We start from the raw sequence: 18,575 nt of genomic DNA on the forward strand, positions 1-18,575 counted from the left end.
CGTGCCACGGGAGGGTCGTCCCATGGATGCGATCACCCTCAGGGCAGTCACGAAGCACTTCGGCGAGGTGCGGGCCGTCGACGGCATCGACCTCACGATCGGGCAGGGGGAGGTCGTCGCGCTGCTCGGCCCGAACGGGGCCGGCAAGTCGACGACGATCGACCTCGTGCTCGGTCTCGGCACCCCGACCGACGGCGACGTCGCCGTGTTCGGGATGCACCCGCGCGAGGCCGTCGACCGCGGCCTCGTCTCGGCGGTCCTCCAGTCCGGCGGCCTCCTCAAGGACCTGACCGTCCGCGAGAGCGTCGAGTACACCGCGGCGCTCTTCCCGGCGTCCCGGCCGGTCGACGAGGCCCTCGAGGCGGCCGGCGTCACGGCGATCGCCGGGCGACGGATCAAGGACTGCTCGGGGGGCGAGCAGCAGCGCACGCGCTTCGCGATGGCGCTCGTGCCCGACCCCGAGCTGGTCGTCCTCGACGAGCCGACGACCGGCATGGACGTCAGCGCCCGCCGCGCGTTCTGGCAGGCCATCCACGCGGACGCCGCGCAGGGCCGCACCGTCGTCTTCGCGACGCACTACCTCGAGGAGGCCGAGGCCTGGGCCGACCGCGTCGTCGTCGTCCGCGGCGGCCGCGTCGTCGCCGACGGCACCCCCGCCGAGCTCGGGGCGATGAGCGCCGGCCGGGTCGTGCGGGCCACCCTCCCGGGCCCCGACGCCGAGGCCCTGCGCGCCCTGCCCGGCGTCCTCGAGGTCGAGGTGCGCGGCAGCGCCGTCTCGCTCGTGAGCACCGACTCCGACGCCCTCGCCCGCCACCTGCTGACCACCACCGCGGCCCACGACCTCGAGATCGCCGGCCGCCGCCTCGAGGACACGTTCGTCGCCCTGACGAGCGAGGACTCCACCGCCCCGACGACCGAAGGACTCCCCCGATGACCGCCCTGCCGTCCGCGACGACCGCGGCCTCCAGCCGCCCGGCCCCGCGCCGCCCCCTGCTCAACCCGACCGTGCTGCGCCTCGAGCTGCGGCGGCTCGTGCGCAACCGGCGGGTGCTCGTCTTCACGTTCGTCTTCCCCGCCGTGATGCTCGTCTTCATCGGCAGCCAGATCACCGGCCAGGACGACGTGCTCGGCCCGCACGCCGTGGCCAACGTCGGTGCCTACGTCATGGCGAGCATGGCCGTCTACGGCGCGGTGATGGCCTCGACCTCGGCCGGCGCCTCGGTGTCGATCGAGCGCGCGGCGGGATGGAGCCGCCAGCTGCGCCTCACCCCGGCCCGGCCGGTGTCGCAGGTGCTCGTCAAGATGCTCGTGGCCGTCGTCCTCGGCGCCTGCGCGACGCTCGTCACCTTCGTCGTCGGCGCCGCGACCGGCACCGCGCACCTGACCCGCCTCGCGCCGTGGTGGCAGATGGGCGTCGTCATCGTCGTCGGGTCGCTCGTCTTCGCCGCCTTCGGGCTCTTCATGGGCTACCTGCTGCCGAGCGACAACGCGATGCAGCTCCTCGGCCCCCTACTGGCCGTCCTGGCGATCCTCGGCGGCCTCTTCTCCGGGCCGCTGCCGACCGACTCCCTTTATGGGCAGGTCGCGCAGTACACCCCGATCTACGGCCTGAGCCGGCTGGCGCACTGGCCGCTCACCCTGACGACCACCGGCACCCACGACGCCTTCCACGTCTCGTGGGTCCTCGACCTCGTCGTCTGGGGCGGGCTCTTCGTCGCCGGAGCCGTGTGGCGCTTCCGCCGTGACACCGACCGGGTCTGAGACCCTGTGAGCGTGACGGGGCGGCCCTGGACGAGCCGGCGCGACGAGGACGACCTCGTCGCGCCGGTCCCGGCGTCGGCGGGGGTCGCGCGCCGGCTCATCGGCCTCATCTGGGTCGTCTACCTCCTCGAGCCGCTCGTCACGGCCTGGCACCGGACCGGGACGGCCCGCGTGTCCGGGGTCGGGCTGCTCGTCCTCTTCGTCGCGGTCTACGTGTGGCACTACGTGGCCTCGCCGCTGCCGGGTGTCTCCCGCTCCGGGGTCACGACGCCGGAGGGGCCGCCCTGGCCGCGGGCGGCGCGCTTCGCGCTGCTCACCGCCCTGTCGGCCGGCAACGTGCTCGTCATCGGCCAGACGGCGACCGCGACGTGGGTGTTCGTCGCGGTGTCGGCGATGTGGACCTTCGGCGGATGGGTCCCCTACGGCATCGCGGTCGGCCTCGCCGTCCTGTACGAGGTTCTCGCGCACCGCGTCCCGGGATGGGAGCGCGACAACAGCCTGAGCTTCGCCATCGCGTTCGCCGTGCTCGCCATCACGAGCGGGATGGTCGCCGTCCGCCGCTCGCGCGACCTCGCCGAGGCGCAGCGCGAGAACGCCCGGCTCGCCGTCGAGGACGAGCGCAACCGGGTCGCGCGCGACCTGCACGACATCCTCGGCCACTCGCTGACCGTCATCCGGGTCAAGGCCGAGCTCGCGGCCCGGCTCGTCGACCTCGACCCGGCGCGCGCGAAGGCCGAGGCCGAGGAGGTCGAGTCGCTCGCGCGCGAGGCGCTGGCCGACGTCCGCGGCGCCGTCGAGGGCTTCCGCGAGATCTCGCTCGCCGGCGAGATCGCCCGCGCCCGGGCCGCGCTGTCGTCCGCGGGGATCGAGGCCGACCTCCCGCGCCGCGTCGACGGGGTCGCCCCCGACCTGCGCGAGCTCTACGCCTGGACCGTGCGGGAGGGCGTCACCAACGTCATCCGGCACAGCGGCGCGAGCACCTGCCGGGTCACCATCGACGACGGCGGGCTGCGCCTGGCCGACGACGGCCGGGTCGCGCCGCCCGGACCGTCGGCGCGCGCGGCCGGGCACGGGCTGCGCGGCCTCGCCGAGCGCGCCCGCTCCGCCGGCGCCGTCCTCACCGCCCGGCGCCTCGAGCCCCGTGGGTTCGAGATCGTCGTCTCCGCCACCGACACCGGGAGCCGTCCGTGACCCCCATCCGCGTCGTCCTCGCCGACGACCAGGCCCTCGTGCGTGGCGCCCTCGCGGCGCTGCTGGACCTCGAGCCCGACCTCGAGGTCGTGGGGCAGGCCGAGGACGGCGAGCACGTGGCGCGCGTCGTGGCCGAGACCGCCCCCGATGTCGTCCTCATGGACGTCGAGATGCCCGGCGGCGACGGCATCGACGCCACGGCGCTCCTGCGCGAGCGCCACCCCGACGTGCGGGTGCTCGTCGTGACGACGTTCGGCCGGCCGGGCTACCTGCGGCGGGCGATGCAGGCCGGCGCCTCGGGGTTCGTCGTCAAGGACACCCCCGCGCACGCCCTCGCCGACGCGGTGCGCCGCGTGCACGCCGGCCTGCGCGTCGTCGACCCAGCCCTGGCCGCGGACTCCCTCGCGCTCGGCGACTCGCCGCTCACCCCCCGGGAGACCGAGGTCCTGCGCGCGGCGGAGTCCGGCGCGACGATCGCCCAGCTGGCGCGCACCCTCCACCTGTCCGAGGGGACCGTGCGCAACCACCTGAGCTCGGTCATCGGCAAGACGACGGCGCGCAACCGGGCCGACGCCGTGCGGGTCGCCCGCGAGGCCGGCTGGCTCTGAGCCCCCGGCTCCGCCGGCTCAGACGTCGGTCGTGCCGAGGAGCATCCGCACCTCGGCGGCCGTGACGACCGAGCCGGTCGCGAGGACGCCACCGGCGACGCCGCCCTCGTCGGCGAGGCCGGCCGCACGGTCGAGCGCGTCGGGCAGGTCGTCGACGACGGTGACGCGGTGCTCGCCGAAGATCTCGGCCGCCAGCTCGCCGAGCGCGCGCGGGCGCATCGAGCGGGCCGAGGAGTTGCGGGTGACGACGACCTCGTCGAGCAGCGGCTCGAGGACCTCGAGCATCTCGGCGGCGTCCTTGTCGGCCATGACGGCGACGACCCCGACGAGCTTGACGAAGGTGAAGGCGTCGGACATCGCGTCGCGCAGCGCCCGCGCCCCGGCGGGGTTGTGCGCGGCGTCGACGAGCACGGTGGGGCTGCGGCGGACGATCTCGAGGCGACCGGGCGACTCGACCGCGGCGAGGCCGGCACGCAGCACGTCGATGTCGAGCGCCTGCTCGCCCCCGCCGACGAAGGCCTCGACGGCGGCGACCGCCACCGCCGCGTTCTGGGCCTGGTGGGCGCCGTGCAGCGGGAGGAACAGGTCGGGGTACTCGGCGGCCAGGCCCTTGAGCGAGAGCTGCTGGCCACCGACGGCGACCTCGCGGGCCGCCACGCCGAAGTCGTTGCCCTCGAACACGATCCGAGCGCCGACCTCGGTCGCGCGGTCGACGAGGACCTCGGCCGCGTCGCGGTCCTCCTGCACGCCCGAGACGGCGATGCCGTCGACCTTGATGATCCCGGACTTCTCCTGGGCGATCTCGGCGGGGGTGTCGCCGAGGAAGTGACGGTGGTCGACGTCGATGGGCGTGATGACCGAGACCGGGGCGTCGACGACGTTCGTCGCGTCCCAGGCACCGCCCATCCCGACCTCGACGACGGCGACGTCGACGGGCAGGTCGGCGAACGCCGCGTACGCGACGGCGACGAGGACCTCGAAGTACGTCATCCGGGGGCCGCCCTCGGCGGCCGAGCGCGCGTCGACGATCTCGACGAAGGGGATGACGTCGTCGTAGGCCGCCAGGAAGCGCTCGGCGTCGACCGGGCGACCGCCGACGGCGATCCGCTCGAGCATCGAGTGCAGGTGGGGGCTGGTGAACCGGCCTGTCTTGAGGCCCATCTCGCGCAGCACCGACTCGATGATGCGCGCCGTGCTCGTCTTGCCGTTGGTGCCGGTGACGTGGACGACGGGGAAGGTGCGCTGCGGGTCGCCGACGAGCTCCATGACCGCGGCGATGCGGTCGAGCGAGGGCTGCAGGTCGTGCTCGGGGGCGCGGGCGAGGATGGACTCCTCGACCTCGCGGAGGCGCTTGCGGACCTCGAGGGCGTGCGCGGCGTCGCGCTGGGCGGCATCGGGGGCGGGGCTCACCGCTCCATCCTCCCGCATCCCGGGCGCCCCGCGGGACCCGGCCGGCGGGCGCTCACGCGGGCCGGCGGCCGACCGCGCACCGGGCGGTCGCGGCGAGCGTGAAGGGACCGGTCGGGGCACCGAGCCGCTCCTCGACGCCCGCCCGGACCCGGGCCCGCTGCTCCTCCGGGAGACCGAGGAGATGGCTGCCCGCCGGCCCGATGCCCGCGAGGAACCCCGACCACAGCTCGTCGACGTCACGGTAGGTCGAGCCGACCCCGATGACGCCCTCCTCGACGTCGGTCAGGCCGGCGGCCGTGAACAGGTCGGTGATCTCGCCGGGGCGGCCGAAGCGCAGGGTGCGGGCCTCGTCGGGCGCGTCGGGGTCGACCGCGAGCGCGGCGTCCCAGTACAGGCGCAGCATCTCCATCCCGGCCGAGAACTCCCAGACGCAGGCGGCGACGGTGCCGCCGGGGCGCACGGCGCGCACCATCTCGGCCGCGGCCGCGGCGGGGTCGCTGACGAAGTGCAGGACGAGCTGGGCGAGGGCCGCGTCATGGGCGGCGTCCTCGACGGGGAGCGCCTCGGCCCGACCGGCCCGGACGTCGACGCCCGGGCAGCGCGCGCGGCACGAGGCGACGAAGGGCTCGGACGGGTCGACGGCCGTGACGGCGGGCGCCCCGAGCCGGGCGACGAGCGCCTCGGTCAGCGCGCCGGGGCCGCAGCCCACGTCGAGGGCGCTCCCGGGTGGTCCGGTGACGCCGGCGGCGTCGAGGAACACCGGGGCCAGGGCCCGGGAGTAGCGGCCCATGAACAGGTCGTACACCTCGCCGGGCTGCCGGAACGTGCGGGCACCCTCGACCTCGTCGGCAGCCATCGGTCCTCCTCGCCGGCGGACCGCGCGCGGGTCCTCGGGCAACCCGTCACGCTACGCCGGCGAGCCATCCCGGCGACAGCCCCGGACGACGTCGGCTACCGGCGCACATCGAATCTCTGGTTATGGATTGCATAACCCGCGGTTTTCGTCGTACGGTCCTTCCATGAGCCCGTCCCGACCGTCGTCCTGCCCGGTGACCGCACCGGCGGGGCGCCGCTGTCCGCGCTGACCGCTCCGCTCATCCCACCTCCTCGCTCCTCCCCCGTCGCCCGACGGCCGCGCCCTCGCGCGCCGCGGCGGCCCTTCCCCCGACCCGCAACGCCCGAAGGACCTCGCCATGACCGTCATCGCCCGTCCCCGCACCCTGACCACCCCGCTCGACGCCGCCCGGCGCCTGGCCGCCGACCCCGCGCTCTGGCGCCCGGCCGTCGACTTCGACCCCGAGCGTCGGTACTACCGCCGCCTCCTCGCGACCGAGGGGCACGAGGCCTGGCTGCTCACCTGGCTGCCCGGCCAGCACACCGAGTGGCACGACCACGGCGGCAGCTCGGGCGCGTTCGTCGTCCTCCAGGGCGCCCTCGTCGAGCGCACGGCCGCCCACGGCCTCGTGCGCGGGCTGCGGCACGTCCACCGGCGCGGGGACGGCCACGGCTTCGGCGCCCAGTACGTCCACCGGGTCTCCAACGAGGGCCCGGACCCGGCGGTCTCGCTCCACGTCTACGCCCCGCGGCTGGCGTCGATGACCGACTACGAGGAGCATGACGGGGTGCTCGAGCCCGTCGTCACCCGCACCGCGGAGGCCTGGTGACCAGCCGCGTCGACCTCCTGCTCTCGGCGGCGCGCGACCGCATCGAGCGCCTGACCCCGGAGCAGGCCCACGCCGAGATCGCCTCCGGCGAGGCCGTGCTCGTCGACATCCGGCCTGCTGCCCAGCGCGCCGAGGAGGGCGAGCCGGAGGGGGCGCTCGTCGTCGAGCGCAACGTCCTCGAGTGGCGCTTCGACGCCACGAACGACGCCGCGCTGCCGATCGCCCGGGACGACCTGCGCGTCGTCGTCATCTGCCAGGAGGGCTACACGTCCTCGCTGGCCGCCGCGGCGCTGCGCGACGTCGGGGTGCTGCGCGCGGCCGACGTGGACGGCGGCTTCGTGGCGTGGCGTGCGGCGGGCCTGCCGGAGCGCTGACCGGCGCGGCCGGGGCCCGGTGGACGGCGCCTCACCCGACGACGGCGCGCCCCACCCCGGAACGGTTCCCGGGTGAGGCGCGGCCGTATCGGGTGACCCGATACGCGGGGGACGCGCGGGGTGGGGTCTGCGCGGGGGGTCAGGGACGGACGGATGCGAGGAGGAGCATGTCGCACCACCGGCCGCCGAGGCGGTGGTGGCCGCGCAGCAGGCCCTCGCGCTCGTAGCCGACTCGCTCGGCCACCGCGAGGGACGCGGTGTTCCACGGCTCGACGTACAGCTCGACGCGGTGCGCGACCTCGAGAGTCCAGGCGAAGGTCGTCAGCGCCCGCAGCGCGTCCGTCGCCAGGCCGCGGCCCCGCCACGACGGCGCGACCGTGTACCCGGCGCGGAAACGGCCGTGCGCGAGGTCGTCAACCCAGAGCCCGGCCGTGCCGACCGCCTCGTCGGTGGCGTCCAGGGCCACGCAGAAGCTGAAGCCGCGCCCCTCCGCGAGCCGGCCGTGCTGGCGCTCGAGGTACGCGCGGGCATCGGCGTCGTCGGCCCCGGCCGGCAGGGTCGAGATGACCGGCACGTAGGGGTCGGTCGCGAGGTCGAGCACCATCGGCAGGTCGTCGACACCGAACTCCCGCAGCCGCACCCGCCCGGCGGCCGGCGGGACCGCGGGCCACGACAGCACGGTGACCCGGCCGTCGTCAGCCGGATCCGCCCCGCCCTCCCCGGGTCCGCTGCGCTTCACCCAGGAACCGTTCCCGGGTGAAGCGCGGCCGTATCGGGTGACCCGATACTCGTGGGGCTCCGGGGGACGGCGCCGGGCCGGGCGGGGGCCGAGGTCACCGGCGGGTGACCCGCACGTGCGCCTTGTGGCCGTCGCCGACGGTGACGACGACGACCCGCTCGCCGTCCGGCGCGTCGAGGGCGTCGACCCGCTCGGCGAGCGTCTCGCCGGCGACGAGCGCGCCGTGGGCCTCGACAGCGGCGTCGACCTCGGGGTCGCCGGACACCTCGAGGAGGATGCGGTCGGCGACCTCGAGCCCGGCGTCCTTGCGGGCCTGCTGCACGGCGCGGACGAGGTCGCGGGCGATGCCCTCGCGGGCCAGCTCGGGCGTGACCTCGGTGTCGAGGACGACGAAGCCGCCGCCGGGCAGCATCGCCGTCGCCAGCGAGCCACCGGCGCCACCCTCGACGACGGTCTCGAGCGTGTACTCGCCCTCGACGAGCGCGAGCCCGCCGGAGGTGACGGTGCCGTCGTCGGCCACCGACCAGTCGCCGGACTTCGACCCCTTGATGGCCACCTGGACGTCGCGGCCCAGGCGCGGACCGGCCGCGCGGGCGTTGACGCTCAGGCGCTGCGAGATGCCGAAGTCGGACTCGTGCGCCTCGGCGACGTCGAGCACCGTCACACCCTTGACGTTCAGCTCGTCACGGACGATCGCCGTGAACGGGGCGACGCCCTGCGGGTCGGCGGTGACGACGGTCAGGTCGCGCAGCGGCAGGCGCACGCGCAGCCCCTCGGCCTTGCGCAGCGAGGAGCCCGTCGAGCAGACCGCGCGCACCTGGTCCATCGCCGCGACGAGCGCGTCGTCGGAGGGCAGGTCGGCCGCGACCGGCCAGTCGGCGAGGTGCACCGACCGGCCGCCGGTCAGGCCGCGCCAGATCTCCTCGGTGACGAGCGGCAGCAGCGGCGCGGCCACGCGGGTCAGCACCTCGAGCGCCGTGTAGAGCGTGTCGAACGCCTGTTCGGCCGCGGCGGAGTCACCGGACCCGGTGTCCCAGAACCGCTCCCGCGAGCGACGGATGTACCAGTTGGTCAGGACGTCGACGAACTGGCGCACCGACTCGCTGGCGCCGGGGACGTCGGAGGCGTCCATCTGCGCCTCGACGGTGACGACGAGGTCGTGCAGCTTGGCGAGGAGGTAGCGGTCGAGGGGGTCGGTGGACTCCGTGGACCAGCGCGCCTCGTACCCCGCGCCGCCGTTCGCCGCGTTCGCGTAGAGCGAGAAGAAGTACCAGACGTTCCACAGCGGGAGGATGACCTGCCGGACGCCCTCGCGGATGCCCTCCTCGGTGACGACGAGGTTGCCCCCGCGCAGGATCGGGCTCGACATGAGGAACCAGCGCATCGCGTCGGCGCCGTCGCGGTCGAAGACCTCGCGGACGTCCGGGTAGTTGCGCAGCGACTTGCTCATCTTCTGGCCGTCGTTGCCGAGAACGATGCCGTGGCTGATGCACGACCGGAACGCCGGCCGGTCGAACAGCGCCGTCGCGAGGACGTGCAGCGTGTAGAACCAGCCGCGCGTCTGCCCGATGTACTCGACGATGAAGTCCGCCGGGAAGTGCGCGTCCTGGGTCTCGGTGCCCGCGAACCAGTCCGCGTTCTCGAAGGGGTAGTGGACCTGCGCGTACGACATCGACCCGGAGTCGAACCACACGTCGAGGACGTCCTCGACGCGGCGCATCGTCGAGCGGCCGGTCGGGTCGTCGGGGTTCGGGCGGGTCAGCTCGTCGACGAACGGGCGGTGCAGGTCGGGGTTGCCGTCACGGTCGCGCGGCAGGTCGCCGAAGTCGCGCTCGAGCTCCTCGAACGAGCCGTACACGTCGATCCGCGGGTACGCGGGGTCGTCCGACTTCCAGACCGGGACCGGGCTGCCCCAGAACCGGTTCCGCGTGATGGACCAGTCGCGCGCGTTCTCGAGCCACTTGCCGAACTGGCCGTCCTTGACGTGCTCGGGCGTCCAGGTGATCTGCTGGTTGAGCTCGACCATCCGCTCCTTGACGGCGGTGACCTCGACGAACCACGACTCGACGCCCTTGTAGATGAGGGGCTCGCGGCAGCGCCAGCAGTGCGGGTAGCTGTGGTCGTAGGACTCGCGGCGCAGCAGCACCGTGCCGGGCGAGACCGCCCCGGTCGGGCCCTCGCCGCGGGTGGCCGCCTTGAGGTGGTCGATGACGAGCGCGTTGGCGTCGAAGACCTGGACGCCCTCGTAGTCGGCGACCGGCGCGGTGAAGCGGCCGTCCTTGCCGACCGGCATGACCGCCTCGATGCCCTCGCGGTCGGTCACCTCCTTGTCGACCTCGCCGAAGGCGCCGGCGGTGTGGACGACCCCCGTGCCGTCGGTGGTCGTCACGGCGTCGTCGGCGGCGACGATGCGGAAGGCGTTGGCGTGGCCGGCGTAGTACGAGAACGGCGGGGTGTAGGTGCGTCCGACGAGGTCGGCGCCGCGGTAGCGACCGACGACGGTGAACTCGCCCTCGGCGGAGGCCAGCTCACGTGCGTACGCCTGCAGGCGCGCCTCGGCGAGGACGTACCGGGCCGTGCGGTCGGTGCCCGGGACGGGCGCCTCGACGACGACGTACTCGATGTCCGAGCCGACCATCGCCGCGAGGTTGCTCGGCAGCGTCCAGGGCGTCGTCGTCCAGACCAGCAGGTGCGCGCCGTCGAGGACGGGGTCGGTGCCGGTGTCGTCGAGGAGGTAGCCGACCGTGACCGACGGGTCCTGGCGGTTCTGGTAGACCTCGTCGTCCATCCGCAGCTCGTGGTTGGACAGCGGCGTCTCGTCGTTCCAGCAGTAGGGCAGGACGCGGAAGCCCTCGTAGACGTAGCCCTTGTCGTAGAGCGACTTGAACGCCCAGATGACCGACTCCATGTAGTCGGCGTTCATCGTCCGGTAGTCGTGGTCGAAGTCGACCCAGCGCGCCTGGCGGGTCACGTAGTCGCGCCACTCGCCGGTGTACTTCATGACCGACTCGCGGCAGGCCGCGTTGAACTGCTCGATGCCGAGCTCGAGGATCTCGTCGGTCGTCTTGATGCCGTTGAGGCGCATCGCCTCGAGCTCGGCCGGGAGGCCGTGGGTGTCCCAGCCGAAGCGGCGCTCGACGCGGCGGCCCTTCATCGTCTGGTAGCGCGGGACGACGTCCTTGACGTAGCCGGTCAGGAGGTGGCCGTAGTGCGGGAGGCCGTTGGCGAAGGGCGGGCCGTCGTAGAAGACGAACTCGTTCTCGCCGCGCTCCCCCGGGTCGCGCTGCTCGACCGAGGCGCGGAAGGTGTCGTCGGCCGCCCAGTGCGCGAGGACCGCCTCCTCGACCTCGGGCAGGCGCGGACTCGCGGGCACGCCGAAGGCCGCACCGATGTGGTCGCCGGTCGTGGACACCTGGGGGTAGGTCATCGGGGCTGCTCCTGCGGGGTCGTCGGCTCGTCCTGGCCGAGGACGACGGCACCGGCTGCTCGCCGGGCACCACCGCGGTACCACCTCGTTTGCCGCCCGGGGGCGACCGCTCTTGCACCAGGTCGTGACGTGACCCCGACGTCCGGGTCTAGTGAGGACTCGCGTCCCGTTCTTCCGGAGGCTCGCCGCTGATGACGGCTCGAGCGCCTGTGGGCGTGATCCTACCGGGGCCCGGCGCGTGGTACCCACCGAGTTCCCGTGGGGGTAGGCTCACCGCGTCGCACGTAAGCGCGACACCACACGCACCCGCCTGGGGGAAGCCGGTCCGAGTCCGGCACTGTCCCGCAGCCGTAGGTCACCCGCGAGGGTGACGAGTCGGAATGCCCAGCGGGCGCGAGCGGCTCCATCACACCCGTCGAGGAATGCGGGACGGAGCCCGGGTGCCGGGGTGTCCCGGTGGGTCGGGCGTTCGTCACGAACCGCTCAGGAAGGCCCCATGTCCCCCACCACGCTCCGTCCCGGCGCCCGCGCGCTCGGGGCCCTGCTGCTCTCCGCGGCACTCGTCGGCGCCCCCGTCGCGGCCCACGCCGACGACGCGTCGCCCTCCCCCTCCACCAGCGCGACCCCGACCGGCTCGCCGTCGGCGACCGCCACGCCGGACGCCTCCCCGGCACCGAGCCCCTCGGAGACCGTCGCGCCGAGCCCCTCGGCCACCGCGACCGCCGAGCCGGGCCCGTCGGCCACGACGCCGCCGGCCTCCCCGACGCCCTCGGCCTCCCCCACGGACGAGGCCGCGACCGGTGTCGTCCCCGGCGGCGACGCCCGCCGCTACGGCGTCGCGGCCGCCCAGGGCCCCGCGACCTCGACCGACCCCGTGCTCGTGGGCGCCAACTACCTCGAGGAGCAGCTGCGCGCCGGGGGCCACGTGCTCTCCGTCGAGTTCGACGGTGTCAACTACCCCGACTACGGCGTGACGGCCGACGCCGTCCTCGCGCTCGACGCCGCCGGGACCGGCCAGGACGAGGCCGCGCTCGCGACCCAGACCCTCGCCGAGCACTTCGTCGACTACACCGGCTTCGGCGACCCCACCGAGGTCGGTGCGGGGTCCGTGGCCAAGCTCCTCAACGTCGCCGTGGCCCAGCAGGTGGACCCCACGGCCTTCGGCGGGGTGGACCTCGTGGCGACGCTCCAGGGCCTGGAGCAGGACAACGGACGCTTCACCGACATCACGAAGTACACGCAGTCCGCGAACACCTTCGGCCAGTCCTTCGCGCTCATCGGTCTCTCCCGGGCCGGGGAGCCGGTCACCGCCCAGTCCGTGCAGTACCTGCTCGACCAGCAGTGCGCCAACGGCGCGTTCAAGCTGTACGAGAGCGACGAGGGCTGCACCGACGTCGCGGACGCCGACCCGGACGCGACCTCGATGGCCGTGCAGGCCCTGCTCGCCGTCGGTGGCCACGCGTCCGCCGCGAACGCCGGTCTCGACTACCTCGCCTCGCGCCAGGACGCGAGCGGCGCCGTGGGTGGCGGCGGACCCACCTCCGGGGTCAACGCCAACAGCACCGGCCTCGCCGGGCAGGCCTTCCTCGCCGGTGGGCGCACCGCCCAGGCCCGCGCCGCCGTCGGCTACCTCACCGACCTCCAGTACGGCTGCGGCTTCCCCGCCGCCCTCCGCGGTGGCGTGGCCTACGACCAGGCGGCCTACGACGCCCAGGAGGAGGCGGGCTCCGAGGCCGTCCCGGGCGACCAGGACCGTCGGTCCACCGCCCAGGCGCTCCTCGCCCTGTCCGGCACCCCGCTCGGGACGGTGACCGCCACGGGCGCCGACGCCGAGGCCCCGGCCTACGCCTGCGCCCCGGCCTCGCCGACCGCGACCCCGACGGGCTCGGCCTCGCCGACCGCCACCTCGGGCGGCGGCTCGACGAGCACCCCGACCACGACGGCCGGCTCGGGCTCCGGCTCGACCTCGACGGACGCCCCGGTCGCGGCGGGGCCGACCGGGTCGCTGGCCCAGACCGGTTCCGAGCCCCTCCTGCCGGTGCTCGTCGGGCTCGTCCTGCTCGTCCTCGGCGGCGTCGCCGTCGCCCTCTCCCGCGGCCGTCGGGGGGCGCACGCCTGATGCGTCGCCTCCTCACCCGCCTCCTCGCGGTCACCGCCGCGGCGACCCTGGCCACCGCCGGGGCCGTCGCGGTGGCGGCCCCGGCCTCGGCCGCGGCCTGCTCGGGCACCACCGGCGTCACCGTCGTCGTCGACTTCGGCTCCTCGACGACCGTGGCCTGTGCCCCGGGCGACCCGACGAGCGGTCTCGACGCCCTCGCGAAGGCCGGCTTCTCGGTGACCCAGGTGCAGCGCCAGCCCGGGTTCGTCTGTCGCATCAACGGTTCGCCGAGCTCGGTCGGGTGCGTCACCACCCCGCCGGCCTCGGCCTACTGGGCCTACTTCCACGCCCCCCGGGGCGGCTCGTGGACCTACAGCAGCCTCGGCGCCGGGTCCTACGACCCGAAGCCGGGCAGCGTCGAGGGCTGGAGCTTCGGCTCCGGCGGCGCCCCCGGCACCGTGCCCCCGGCGAAGACGGTGACGTCGACCCCGAAGCCGACCTCGATCCCGAAGAAGACCTCGACGCCCACCTCGACCCCGAGGAAGACGACGAGCGCCCCGCGCACGACGTCGGGCTCGTCGTCGACGAAGGGGTCGACGTCCTCGAGCTCCTCGGCCTCGAGCAGCAAGGCCCCGACCACGACGAAGGCCCCGACGCCGGGGGCCTCGGCGTCCGCGACGCCCTCGGGCGCCGCCTCGGCGAGCGCGTCGGCGTCCCCGTCGGCCACGGCCGCGGCGACCCCGGGCGCCGAGCCGTCCGACACCCCGAGCCTGGCCGCGGCCCCGACGAGCACCGAGGCCGCCGACTCCGGCGGGTCGCTCGGCACGCTCGCCGTCGGCGCGGCCCTCGTCCTGCTCGTGGGTGGCGGTGCCCTCTGGGTCTCGCGCCGCCGCGCGGGCTGAGCCGGCTGGGATGATGCCCCGGTGACCCGATCGCTCCCCCGCGCCGTCCACCCGGCGGCCTGGTGGGGATGGGCGGTCGGGCTCGCCGTGGCGGTCAGCGCGGTGACCAACCCGCTGCTGCTCCTGCTGGCCCTCGCCGTCGCGGCGCTCGTCGTGTCGGCGCGCCGCGGGTCCTCGCCGTGGGCGCGGGCCTTCCGGCTCTATCTCTGGCTGGGGATGGCGATCATCGTCGTCCGGGTCGTGCTCCACGTCCTCGTCGGCCTCAAGTACGGCACCGTCCGCGTCCTGCCGCTGCCGGAGGCGACGCTGCCGTCGTGGGCGGCGGGCATCCAGGTGGGTGGTGACGTCTACCTCGAGGGGCTGCTCGGCGCCGCGACGCTCGGGCTCCGGCTCGCCGTCATCATCGCGTGCATCGGCGCGGCGAACGCGCTCGCCAACCCCAAGCGGCTGCTGCGCAGCCTGCCCACCGCGCTCCACGAGGTCGGGGCCGCCGTCGTCGTGTCGGTCTCCGTCGCACCGCAGCTCGCCGAGTCGGTGCAGCGCGTGCGACGGGCCCGCGACCTGCGGGGCGAGACGCGCAAGGGCATCCGCGCCGTCCCCGCCATCGCCCTGCCGGTGCTCGAGGACACCCTCGAGCGCTCGCTGCTGCTCGCCGCCGCGATGGACTCGCGCGGCTACGGCCGCAGCGGGGCGGCAGCGCCCCGCGAGCGGCTGGTGACCGGCGGCGTCACGCTGCTCGGGCTGCTGCTCAGCGCCGTCGGCCTCTACGGCGTCCTCGACGCGTCCACGCCCGCGCTCATGGGCACGCCGGCGCTCGTCGTCGGTCTGGCGCTCGCGCTGGCCGGCCTCTGGCTCGGCGGGCGGCACGTGCGCACCACGACCTACCGGCCCGACCCCTGGGGCGGCCCGGAGTGGCTGACCGTCGCCTGCGGCGTCGTGCCCGCCGCCGTGCTCACGGTCGTCGGCCGCACCACCCCCGACGCCCTGGCGATGCCCCTGGAGCCGCTCGGCGTCCCGGCCCTGCCGCTGCTCGCCGTCGTCGGCCTGCTCGTCGCGGCCCTGCCCGCGTTCCTCACCCCCGAGCCGCCGCGACCGCCGTCGCGCGTGCCCGTGCGCGGCGCCCGGGAGATGGCCGGTGTCTGACCACGCGATCGTCCTCGAGTCCGTGTCCGTGACCCCGTCCGGCGCCGACGCCCCCGTCCTGCGCGACGTCGACCTCGTCGTCGAGGAGGGCGAGCTCGCGCTCGTCGTCGGGCGTACCGGGTCCGGCAAGTCGACCCTCCTCGGCGCGATGTGCGCGCGCGTCCCCCACTTCACCGGCGGCACGCTGCGCGGCCGTGTGCTCCTGCACGGCCGCGACACCCGCGAGCACCGCCCGCGCGACCTCGCCGACCTCGTGGGGGTCGTCGGCCAGGACCCCCTCGCCGGCTTCGTCACCGACACCGTCGAGGAGGAGCTCGCCTACGGGATGGAGCAGCTGGGGCTCTCGGCGACGACGATGCGCAAGCGCGTCGAGGAGACGCTCGACGTCCTCGGCATCCCCGAGCTGCGGGGCGCGAACCTGCGCGAGCTCTCGGGCGGCCAGCAGCAGCGCGTGGCCATCGGGTCGGTGCTCACGGCCCACCCGCGCGTCATCCTCCTCGACGAGCCGACCTCCGCCCTCGACCCCACCGGCGCCGAGGAGGTCCTCGCGACCATCACCCGGCTCGTGCACGACCTCGCGGTCACGGTCGTCGTCGCCGAGCACCGGGTCGAGCGGGTGCTGCACTACGCCGACCGCGTCCTGCACGTCGGCGCCGGCGGCGTCGTGCGCGCGGGCGAGCCGGCCGAGGTCATGGAGTGGAGCGACATCGCCTCCCCCGTCGTCGAGCTCGGCCGCTGGGCCGGATGGCGCCCGCTGCCGCTCTCGGTCCGCGACGCCCGGCGGGCCGCGCGCGGGCTGCGCTCGGAGCTGGCCGACGCGCCCGCGCCTCTCTCGCCCGGGCCGGAGCACGGCGCGCCGCTGCTGCGGGCCGCGGGCGTCGTCGTGCGTCATCCGGGCGACGTCATCGCCGTCGCGGGTGTCGACCTCGGGCTGTCGGCCGGGGCGGTCACCGCGCTCATGGGCCGCAACGGCTCGGGCAAGTCGAGCCTCCTCTGGGCCCTGCAGGGCTCGACCCGGCCGACGTCCGGGCGGGTCGAGGTCACAGGGCCATCCGGCACGCCCGTCGAGCCCGCCGAGCTCTCGCCCGCCCGGCGCCGGGCCGTCGTCGGTCTCGTCCCGCAGACCGCGACCGACCTGCTTTACCTCGACACCGTCGGCGGCGAGTGCGCGCAGGCCGACCGCGAGAGCGCGGTCCCGGCCGGGACGTGCGCCGGGCTGCTCGAGCGGCTGGCCCCGGGCATCCCCGCCGACCGCCACCCGCGCGACCTCTCCGAGGGGCAGAAGCTCGCGCTCGTGCTCGCCGTGCAGCTGACCGCCGACCCGCCGGTCCTCCTGCTCGACGAACCCACCCGCGGCCTCGACCCCACCGCGAAGGCCGCGCTGACGGCCACCCTGCGCGACCTCGCCGCCCGCGGCCGGGCCGTCGTCGTCGCGACCCACGACGTCGAGTTCGTCGCCGAGGTCGCCGACCGGGTCGTCGTCATGGCCGCCGGCGAGGTCGTCGCCGACGGCCCGACCGCCGAGGTCGTCGTCTCCTCCCCCGCGTTCGCGCCCCAGGTCGCCAAGGTCCTGCGGCCCGGGCCGTGGCTGACCGTCGACGCCGTCCGCGCCGCCCTGCCGGCGGGTGCCCGGTGAGCGCCGCCGGGCCGCGTACCGGCCGCGCCATCCGGATGCGCCCGCGCTCGACCGTCGCGGTCGCGCTCGTCAGCGTCGCCGGGCTCATCGCCTTCGGCTGGCCGCTGCTCGTCGACCCCTCCTCCGGCCTCGCCCACTCGGCCGACGCGCCCCTCGTCTTCGCGCTCGTCCTGCCGCTGCTGCTCGCCGTCGTCCTCGCCGAGATCGCCGAGGGCGGGATGGACGTCAAGGCGGTGGCGATGCTCGGGGTGCTCTCGGCGGTCGGCGCCGCCCTGCGCCCGCTCGGTGCCGGCACCGCGGGCCTCGAGACGGTGTTCTTCCTCCTCGTGCTCGGCGGGCGGGTGTTCGGCGCCGGGTTCGGCTTCGTCCAGGGCGCCGTCACCCTCTTCGCGTCCGCGCTCATCACCGGCGGCGTCGGGCCCTGGCTGCCCTTCCAGATGCTCGGGGCCGCGTGGGTCGGGATGGGCGCCGGGCTGCTGCCGCGGGCCCGGGGCAAGGCGGAGATCGTGCTGCTCGCGGCCTACGGCGCGCTCGCCGGGCTGGCCTACGGCTTCCTGCTCAACCTCTCGTTCTGGCCGTTCTCGACCGGCACGGGCGGCGGCCTGTCGTTCGTCCCCGGGGCGCCCCTGCTCGAGAACCTGCACCGGTTCGTCGTCTTCAGCCTCGCGACGAGCCTCGGGTGGGACCTCGGGCGCGCCCTGACCAACGTCGTCCTCGTGTCGGTGACCGCCCGGCCGGTCCTCGGGGCCCTGCGCCGCGCCGCCCGGCGGGCCGCCTTCGAGGCCCCCGTCGCGTTCGAGGAGGCCGCGGGTGCGGACACCCCGGCGAGCCCCCGGTCGCGGACGACCGACCAGTTGGCACAATCGCCTCCATGAACCCCCTCGAGCTCGACCGCGACCCCGCCTGGCTGAGCCGCGAGGAGCTCGACTCGGCCCGGCAGAAGCTGCCGATCCTCTACGTCGACGCCGTCCCCGTCCGGGTCGACGACCGCGGCGAGGTCACCGCGCTCGGCGTGCTCCTGCGCCTGGACGACGAGGGCCGCGTGTGCCGCGAGCTCGTCTCCGGCCGCGTGCTGCACCACGAGCGCATCCGCGACGCGCTGCTGCGGCACATCGAGAAGGACCTCGGGCCGGTGGCGCTGCCTCGCATCCCCGTGGCGCCCCAACCGTTCACCGTGGCGGAGTACTTCCCGACGCCCGGGGTCACGCCGTTCCACGACCCGCGCCAGCACGCGGTCTCGCTCGCGTTCGTCGTCCCGGTCGCCGGCGACTGCGCCCCGCAGAACGACGCGCTCGACCTCACCTGGCTGACGCCCGCGCAGGCGCTCGACCCGGGCGTCCAGGCCGAGATGGACCGCGGCCACGGCGTCCTGCTGCGCCAGGCGCTCGCGCACCTCGGCCACTCCGTCTGACCCGAGCCGTCACACCCACGGCGCGGAAGCTCCGGCGCGGATGCATCCCCGATACCGGGGAGGAACCGCGTCGTCGCCGTGACGACGCGGATGCTCCGGCGCGCATCAGCTCCCACGGCGCCACGCAGCATCCGGGAGCCGCGGGACCTCTTGCGTGCCGATCCGATCGCTTGCGTACGTCGGATCGTGACGGGGTTGTCGCTGGCGGGCC

The 18,575-nt window shown here is 75.2% G+C and carries 16 protein-coding genes and 1 riboswitch; of the genes, 12 read left to right on the forward strand and 4 right to left on the reverse strand.

The window, feature by feature from the left end; genetic code table 11:
• The first annotated feature begins 22 nt into the window (after nt 1-22).
• The 4 genes from HL663_RS16155 to HL663_RS16170 are packed head-to-tail and all read left to right on the forward strand — an operon-like array spanning nt 23 to nt 3,560.
• Complete coding sequence (locus tag HL663_RS16155; RefSeq protein ID WP_173029322.1) at nt 23-934, forward strand: ABC transporter ATP-binding protein; 912 nt, start codon at nt 23-25, stop codon at nt 932-934.
• Nucleotides 931-1,761 carry an ABC transporter permease gene (locus HL663_RS16160; protein ID WP_173029323.1) on the forward strand — a complete coding sequence of 277 codons (831 nt, stop codon included), beginning with the start codon at nt 931-933 and terminating at the stop codon, nt 1,759-1,761. Before HL663_RS16155 ends, HL663_RS16160 begins: the two co-directional genes overlap by 4 nt.
• Before the next feature lie 12 nt (nt 1,762-1,773).
• Nucleotides 1,774-2,952: a sensor histidine kinase gene (locus HL663_RS16165; RefSeq protein ID WP_173029324.1), complete on the forward strand. Its 1,179-nt coding sequence runs from the start codon at nt 1,774-1,776 to the stop codon at nt 2,950-2,952.
• Nucleotides 2,949-3,560 (forward strand): response regulator transcription factor, encoded by a 612-nt coding sequence (locus HL663_RS16170; RefSeq protein WP_173029325.1) that lies wholly within the window; start codon nt 2,949-2,951, stop codon nt 3,558-3,560. The genes HL663_RS16165 and HL663_RS16170 overlap by 4 nt, the downstream gene beginning before the upstream one ends.
• 18 nt (nt 3,561-3,578) lie before the next feature.
• On the opposite strand, the gene HL663_RS16175 is transcribed toward HL663_RS16170, so the two are convergent.
• Together HL663_RS16175 and HL663_RS16180 are read right to left on the reverse strand one after the other, a co-directional pair.
• Entirely contained in the window at nt 3,579-4,970 is a 1,392-nt protein-coding gene (locus HL663_RS16175; protein ID WP_502709033.1) for a bifunctional folylpolyglutamate synthase/dihydrofolate synthase, read from the reverse strand.
• Nucleotides 4,971-5,022: 52 nt separating this feature from the next.
• The gene (locus tag HL663_RS16180) at nt 5,023-5,826 is read right to left on the reverse strand and encodes a class I SAM-dependent methyltransferase (protein WP_173029327.1); all 804 of its coding nucleotides are present in this window, start codon (nt 5,824-5,826) and stop codon (nt 5,023-5,025) included.
• A gap of 337 nt (nt 5,827-6,163) precedes the next feature.
• On the opposite strand from HL663_RS16180, the gene HL663_RS16185 reads away from it, so the two are divergent.
• Nucleotides 6,164-6,634: a cysteine dioxygenase gene (locus tag HL663_RS16185; RefSeq protein WP_173029328.1), complete on the forward strand. Its 471-nt coding sequence runs from the start codon at nt 6,164-6,166 to the stop codon at nt 6,632-6,634.
• Complete coding sequence (locus tag HL663_RS16190; protein ID WP_286175720.1) at nt 6,631-7,008, forward strand: rhodanese-like domain-containing protein; 378 nt, start codon at nt 6,631-6,633, stop codon at nt 7,006-7,008. The genes HL663_RS16185 and HL663_RS16190 overlap by 4 nt, the downstream gene beginning before the upstream one ends.
• A 139-nt stretch (nt 7,009-7,147) precedes the next feature.
• Here HL663_RS16190 and HL663_RS16195 read toward each other — a convergent pair whose 3' ends face one another.
• Together HL663_RS16195 and ileS are read right to left on the reverse strand one after the other, a co-directional pair.
• Entirely contained in the window at nt 7,148-7,747 is a 600-nt protein-coding gene (locus HL663_RS16195) for a GNAT family N-acetyltransferase (RefSeq protein ID WP_286175721.1), read from the reverse strand.
• Between the two features lie 94 nt (nt 7,748-7,841).
• On the reverse strand, nt 7,842-11,174 hold the full coding sequence (gene ileS / locus HL663_RS16200; protein ID WP_173029329.1) for an isoleucine--tRNA ligase: 3,333 nt from the start codon (nt 11,172-11,174) through the stop codon (nt 7,842-7,844).
• Between the two features lie 313 nt (nt 11,175-11,487).
• Nucleotides 11,488-11,560, forward strand: a riboswitch (cobalamin riboswitch).
• Nucleotides 11,561-11,670: 110 nt separating this feature from the next.
• On the opposite strand from ileS, the gene HL663_RS16205 reads away from it, so the two are divergent.
• Genes HL663_RS16205 through HL663_RS16230 form a run of 6 tightly spaced genes read left to right on the forward strand, consistent with a single transcriptional unit; the run spans nt 11,671 to nt 18,364 of the window.
• Complete coding sequence (locus tag HL663_RS16205; protein WP_173029330.1) at nt 11,671-13,293, forward strand: prenyltransferase/squalene oxidase repeat-containing protein; 1,623 nt, start codon at nt 11,671-11,673, stop codon at nt 13,291-13,293.
• Nucleotides 13,293-14,174 (forward strand): hypothetical protein, encoded by an 882-nt coding sequence (locus HL663_RS16210; RefSeq protein ID WP_173029331.1) that lies wholly within the window; start codon nt 13,293-13,295, stop codon nt 14,172-14,174. The genes HL663_RS16205 and HL663_RS16210 overlap by 1 nt, the downstream gene beginning before the upstream one ends.
• Before the next feature lie 21 nt (nt 14,175-14,195).
• Nucleotides 14,196-15,317, forward strand: a complete 1,122-nt coding sequence (locus tag HL663_RS16215) for a CbiQ family ECF transporter T component (protein WP_173029332.1) — start codon at nt 14,196-14,198, stop codon at nt 15,315-15,317.
• Nucleotides 15,310-16,953 carry an ABC transporter ATP-binding protein gene (locus HL663_RS16220; RefSeq protein ID WP_216842602.1) on the forward strand — a complete coding sequence of 548 codons (1,644 nt, stop codon included), beginning with the start codon at nt 15,310-15,312 and terminating at the stop codon, nt 16,951-16,953. Before HL663_RS16215 ends, HL663_RS16220 begins: the two co-directional genes overlap by 8 nt.
• Entirely contained in the window at nt 16,950-17,828 is an 879-nt protein-coding gene (locus tag HL663_RS16225) for an ECF transporter S component (RefSeq protein WP_286175722.1), read from the forward strand. The genes HL663_RS16220 and HL663_RS16225 overlap by 4 nt, the downstream gene beginning before the upstream one ends.
• Entirely contained in the window at nt 17,825-18,364 is a 540-nt protein-coding gene (locus tag HL663_RS16230) for an NUDIX hydrolase family protein (protein WP_173029333.1), read from the forward strand. The genes HL663_RS16225 and HL663_RS16230 overlap by 4 nt, the downstream gene beginning before the upstream one ends.
• Nucleotides 18,365-18,575 lie beyond the last annotated feature (211 nt).

This window comes from Arthrobacter sp. NEB 688, assembly GCF_013201035.1.
Lineage (GTDB): Bacteria > Actinomycetota > Actinomycetes > Actinomycetales > Dermatophilaceae > Phycicoccus.

Excerpts from the sequence above, each read along its gene's own strand:
- HL663_RS16155 (WP_173029322.1), top strand. The coding sequence starts at position 23 with ATGGATGCGATCACCCTCAGGGCAGTCACGAAGCACTTCGGCGAGGTG.
- HL663_RS16160 (WP_173029323.1), top strand. The coding sequence starts at position 931 with ATGACCGCCCTGCCGTCCGCGACGACCGCGGCCTCCAGCCGCCCGGCC.
- HL663_RS16180 (WP_173029327.1), bottom strand. The coding sequence starts at position 5,826 with ATGGCTGCCGACGAGGTCGAGGGTGCCCGCACGTTCCGGCAGCCCGGC.
- HL663_RS16185 (WP_173029328.1), top strand. The coding sequence starts at position 6,164 with ATGACCGTCATCGCCCGTCCCCGCACCCTGACCACCCCGCTCGACGCC.
- ileS (WP_173029329.1), bottom strand. The coding sequence starts at position 11,174 with ATGACCTACCCCCAGGTGTCCACGACCGGCGACCACATCGGTGCGGCC.
- HL663_RS16205 (WP_173029330.1), top strand. The coding sequence starts at position 11,671 with ATGTCCCCCACCACGCTCCGTCCCGGCGCCCGCGCGCTCGGGGCCCTG.
- HL663_RS16210 (WP_173029331.1), top strand. The coding sequence starts at position 13,293 with ATGCGTCGCCTCCTCACCCGCCTCCTCGCGGTCACCGCCGCGGCGACC.
- HL663_RS16230 (WP_173029333.1), top strand. The coding sequence starts at position 17,825 with ATGAACCCCCTCGAGCTCGACCGCGACCCCGCCTGGCTGAGCCGCGAG.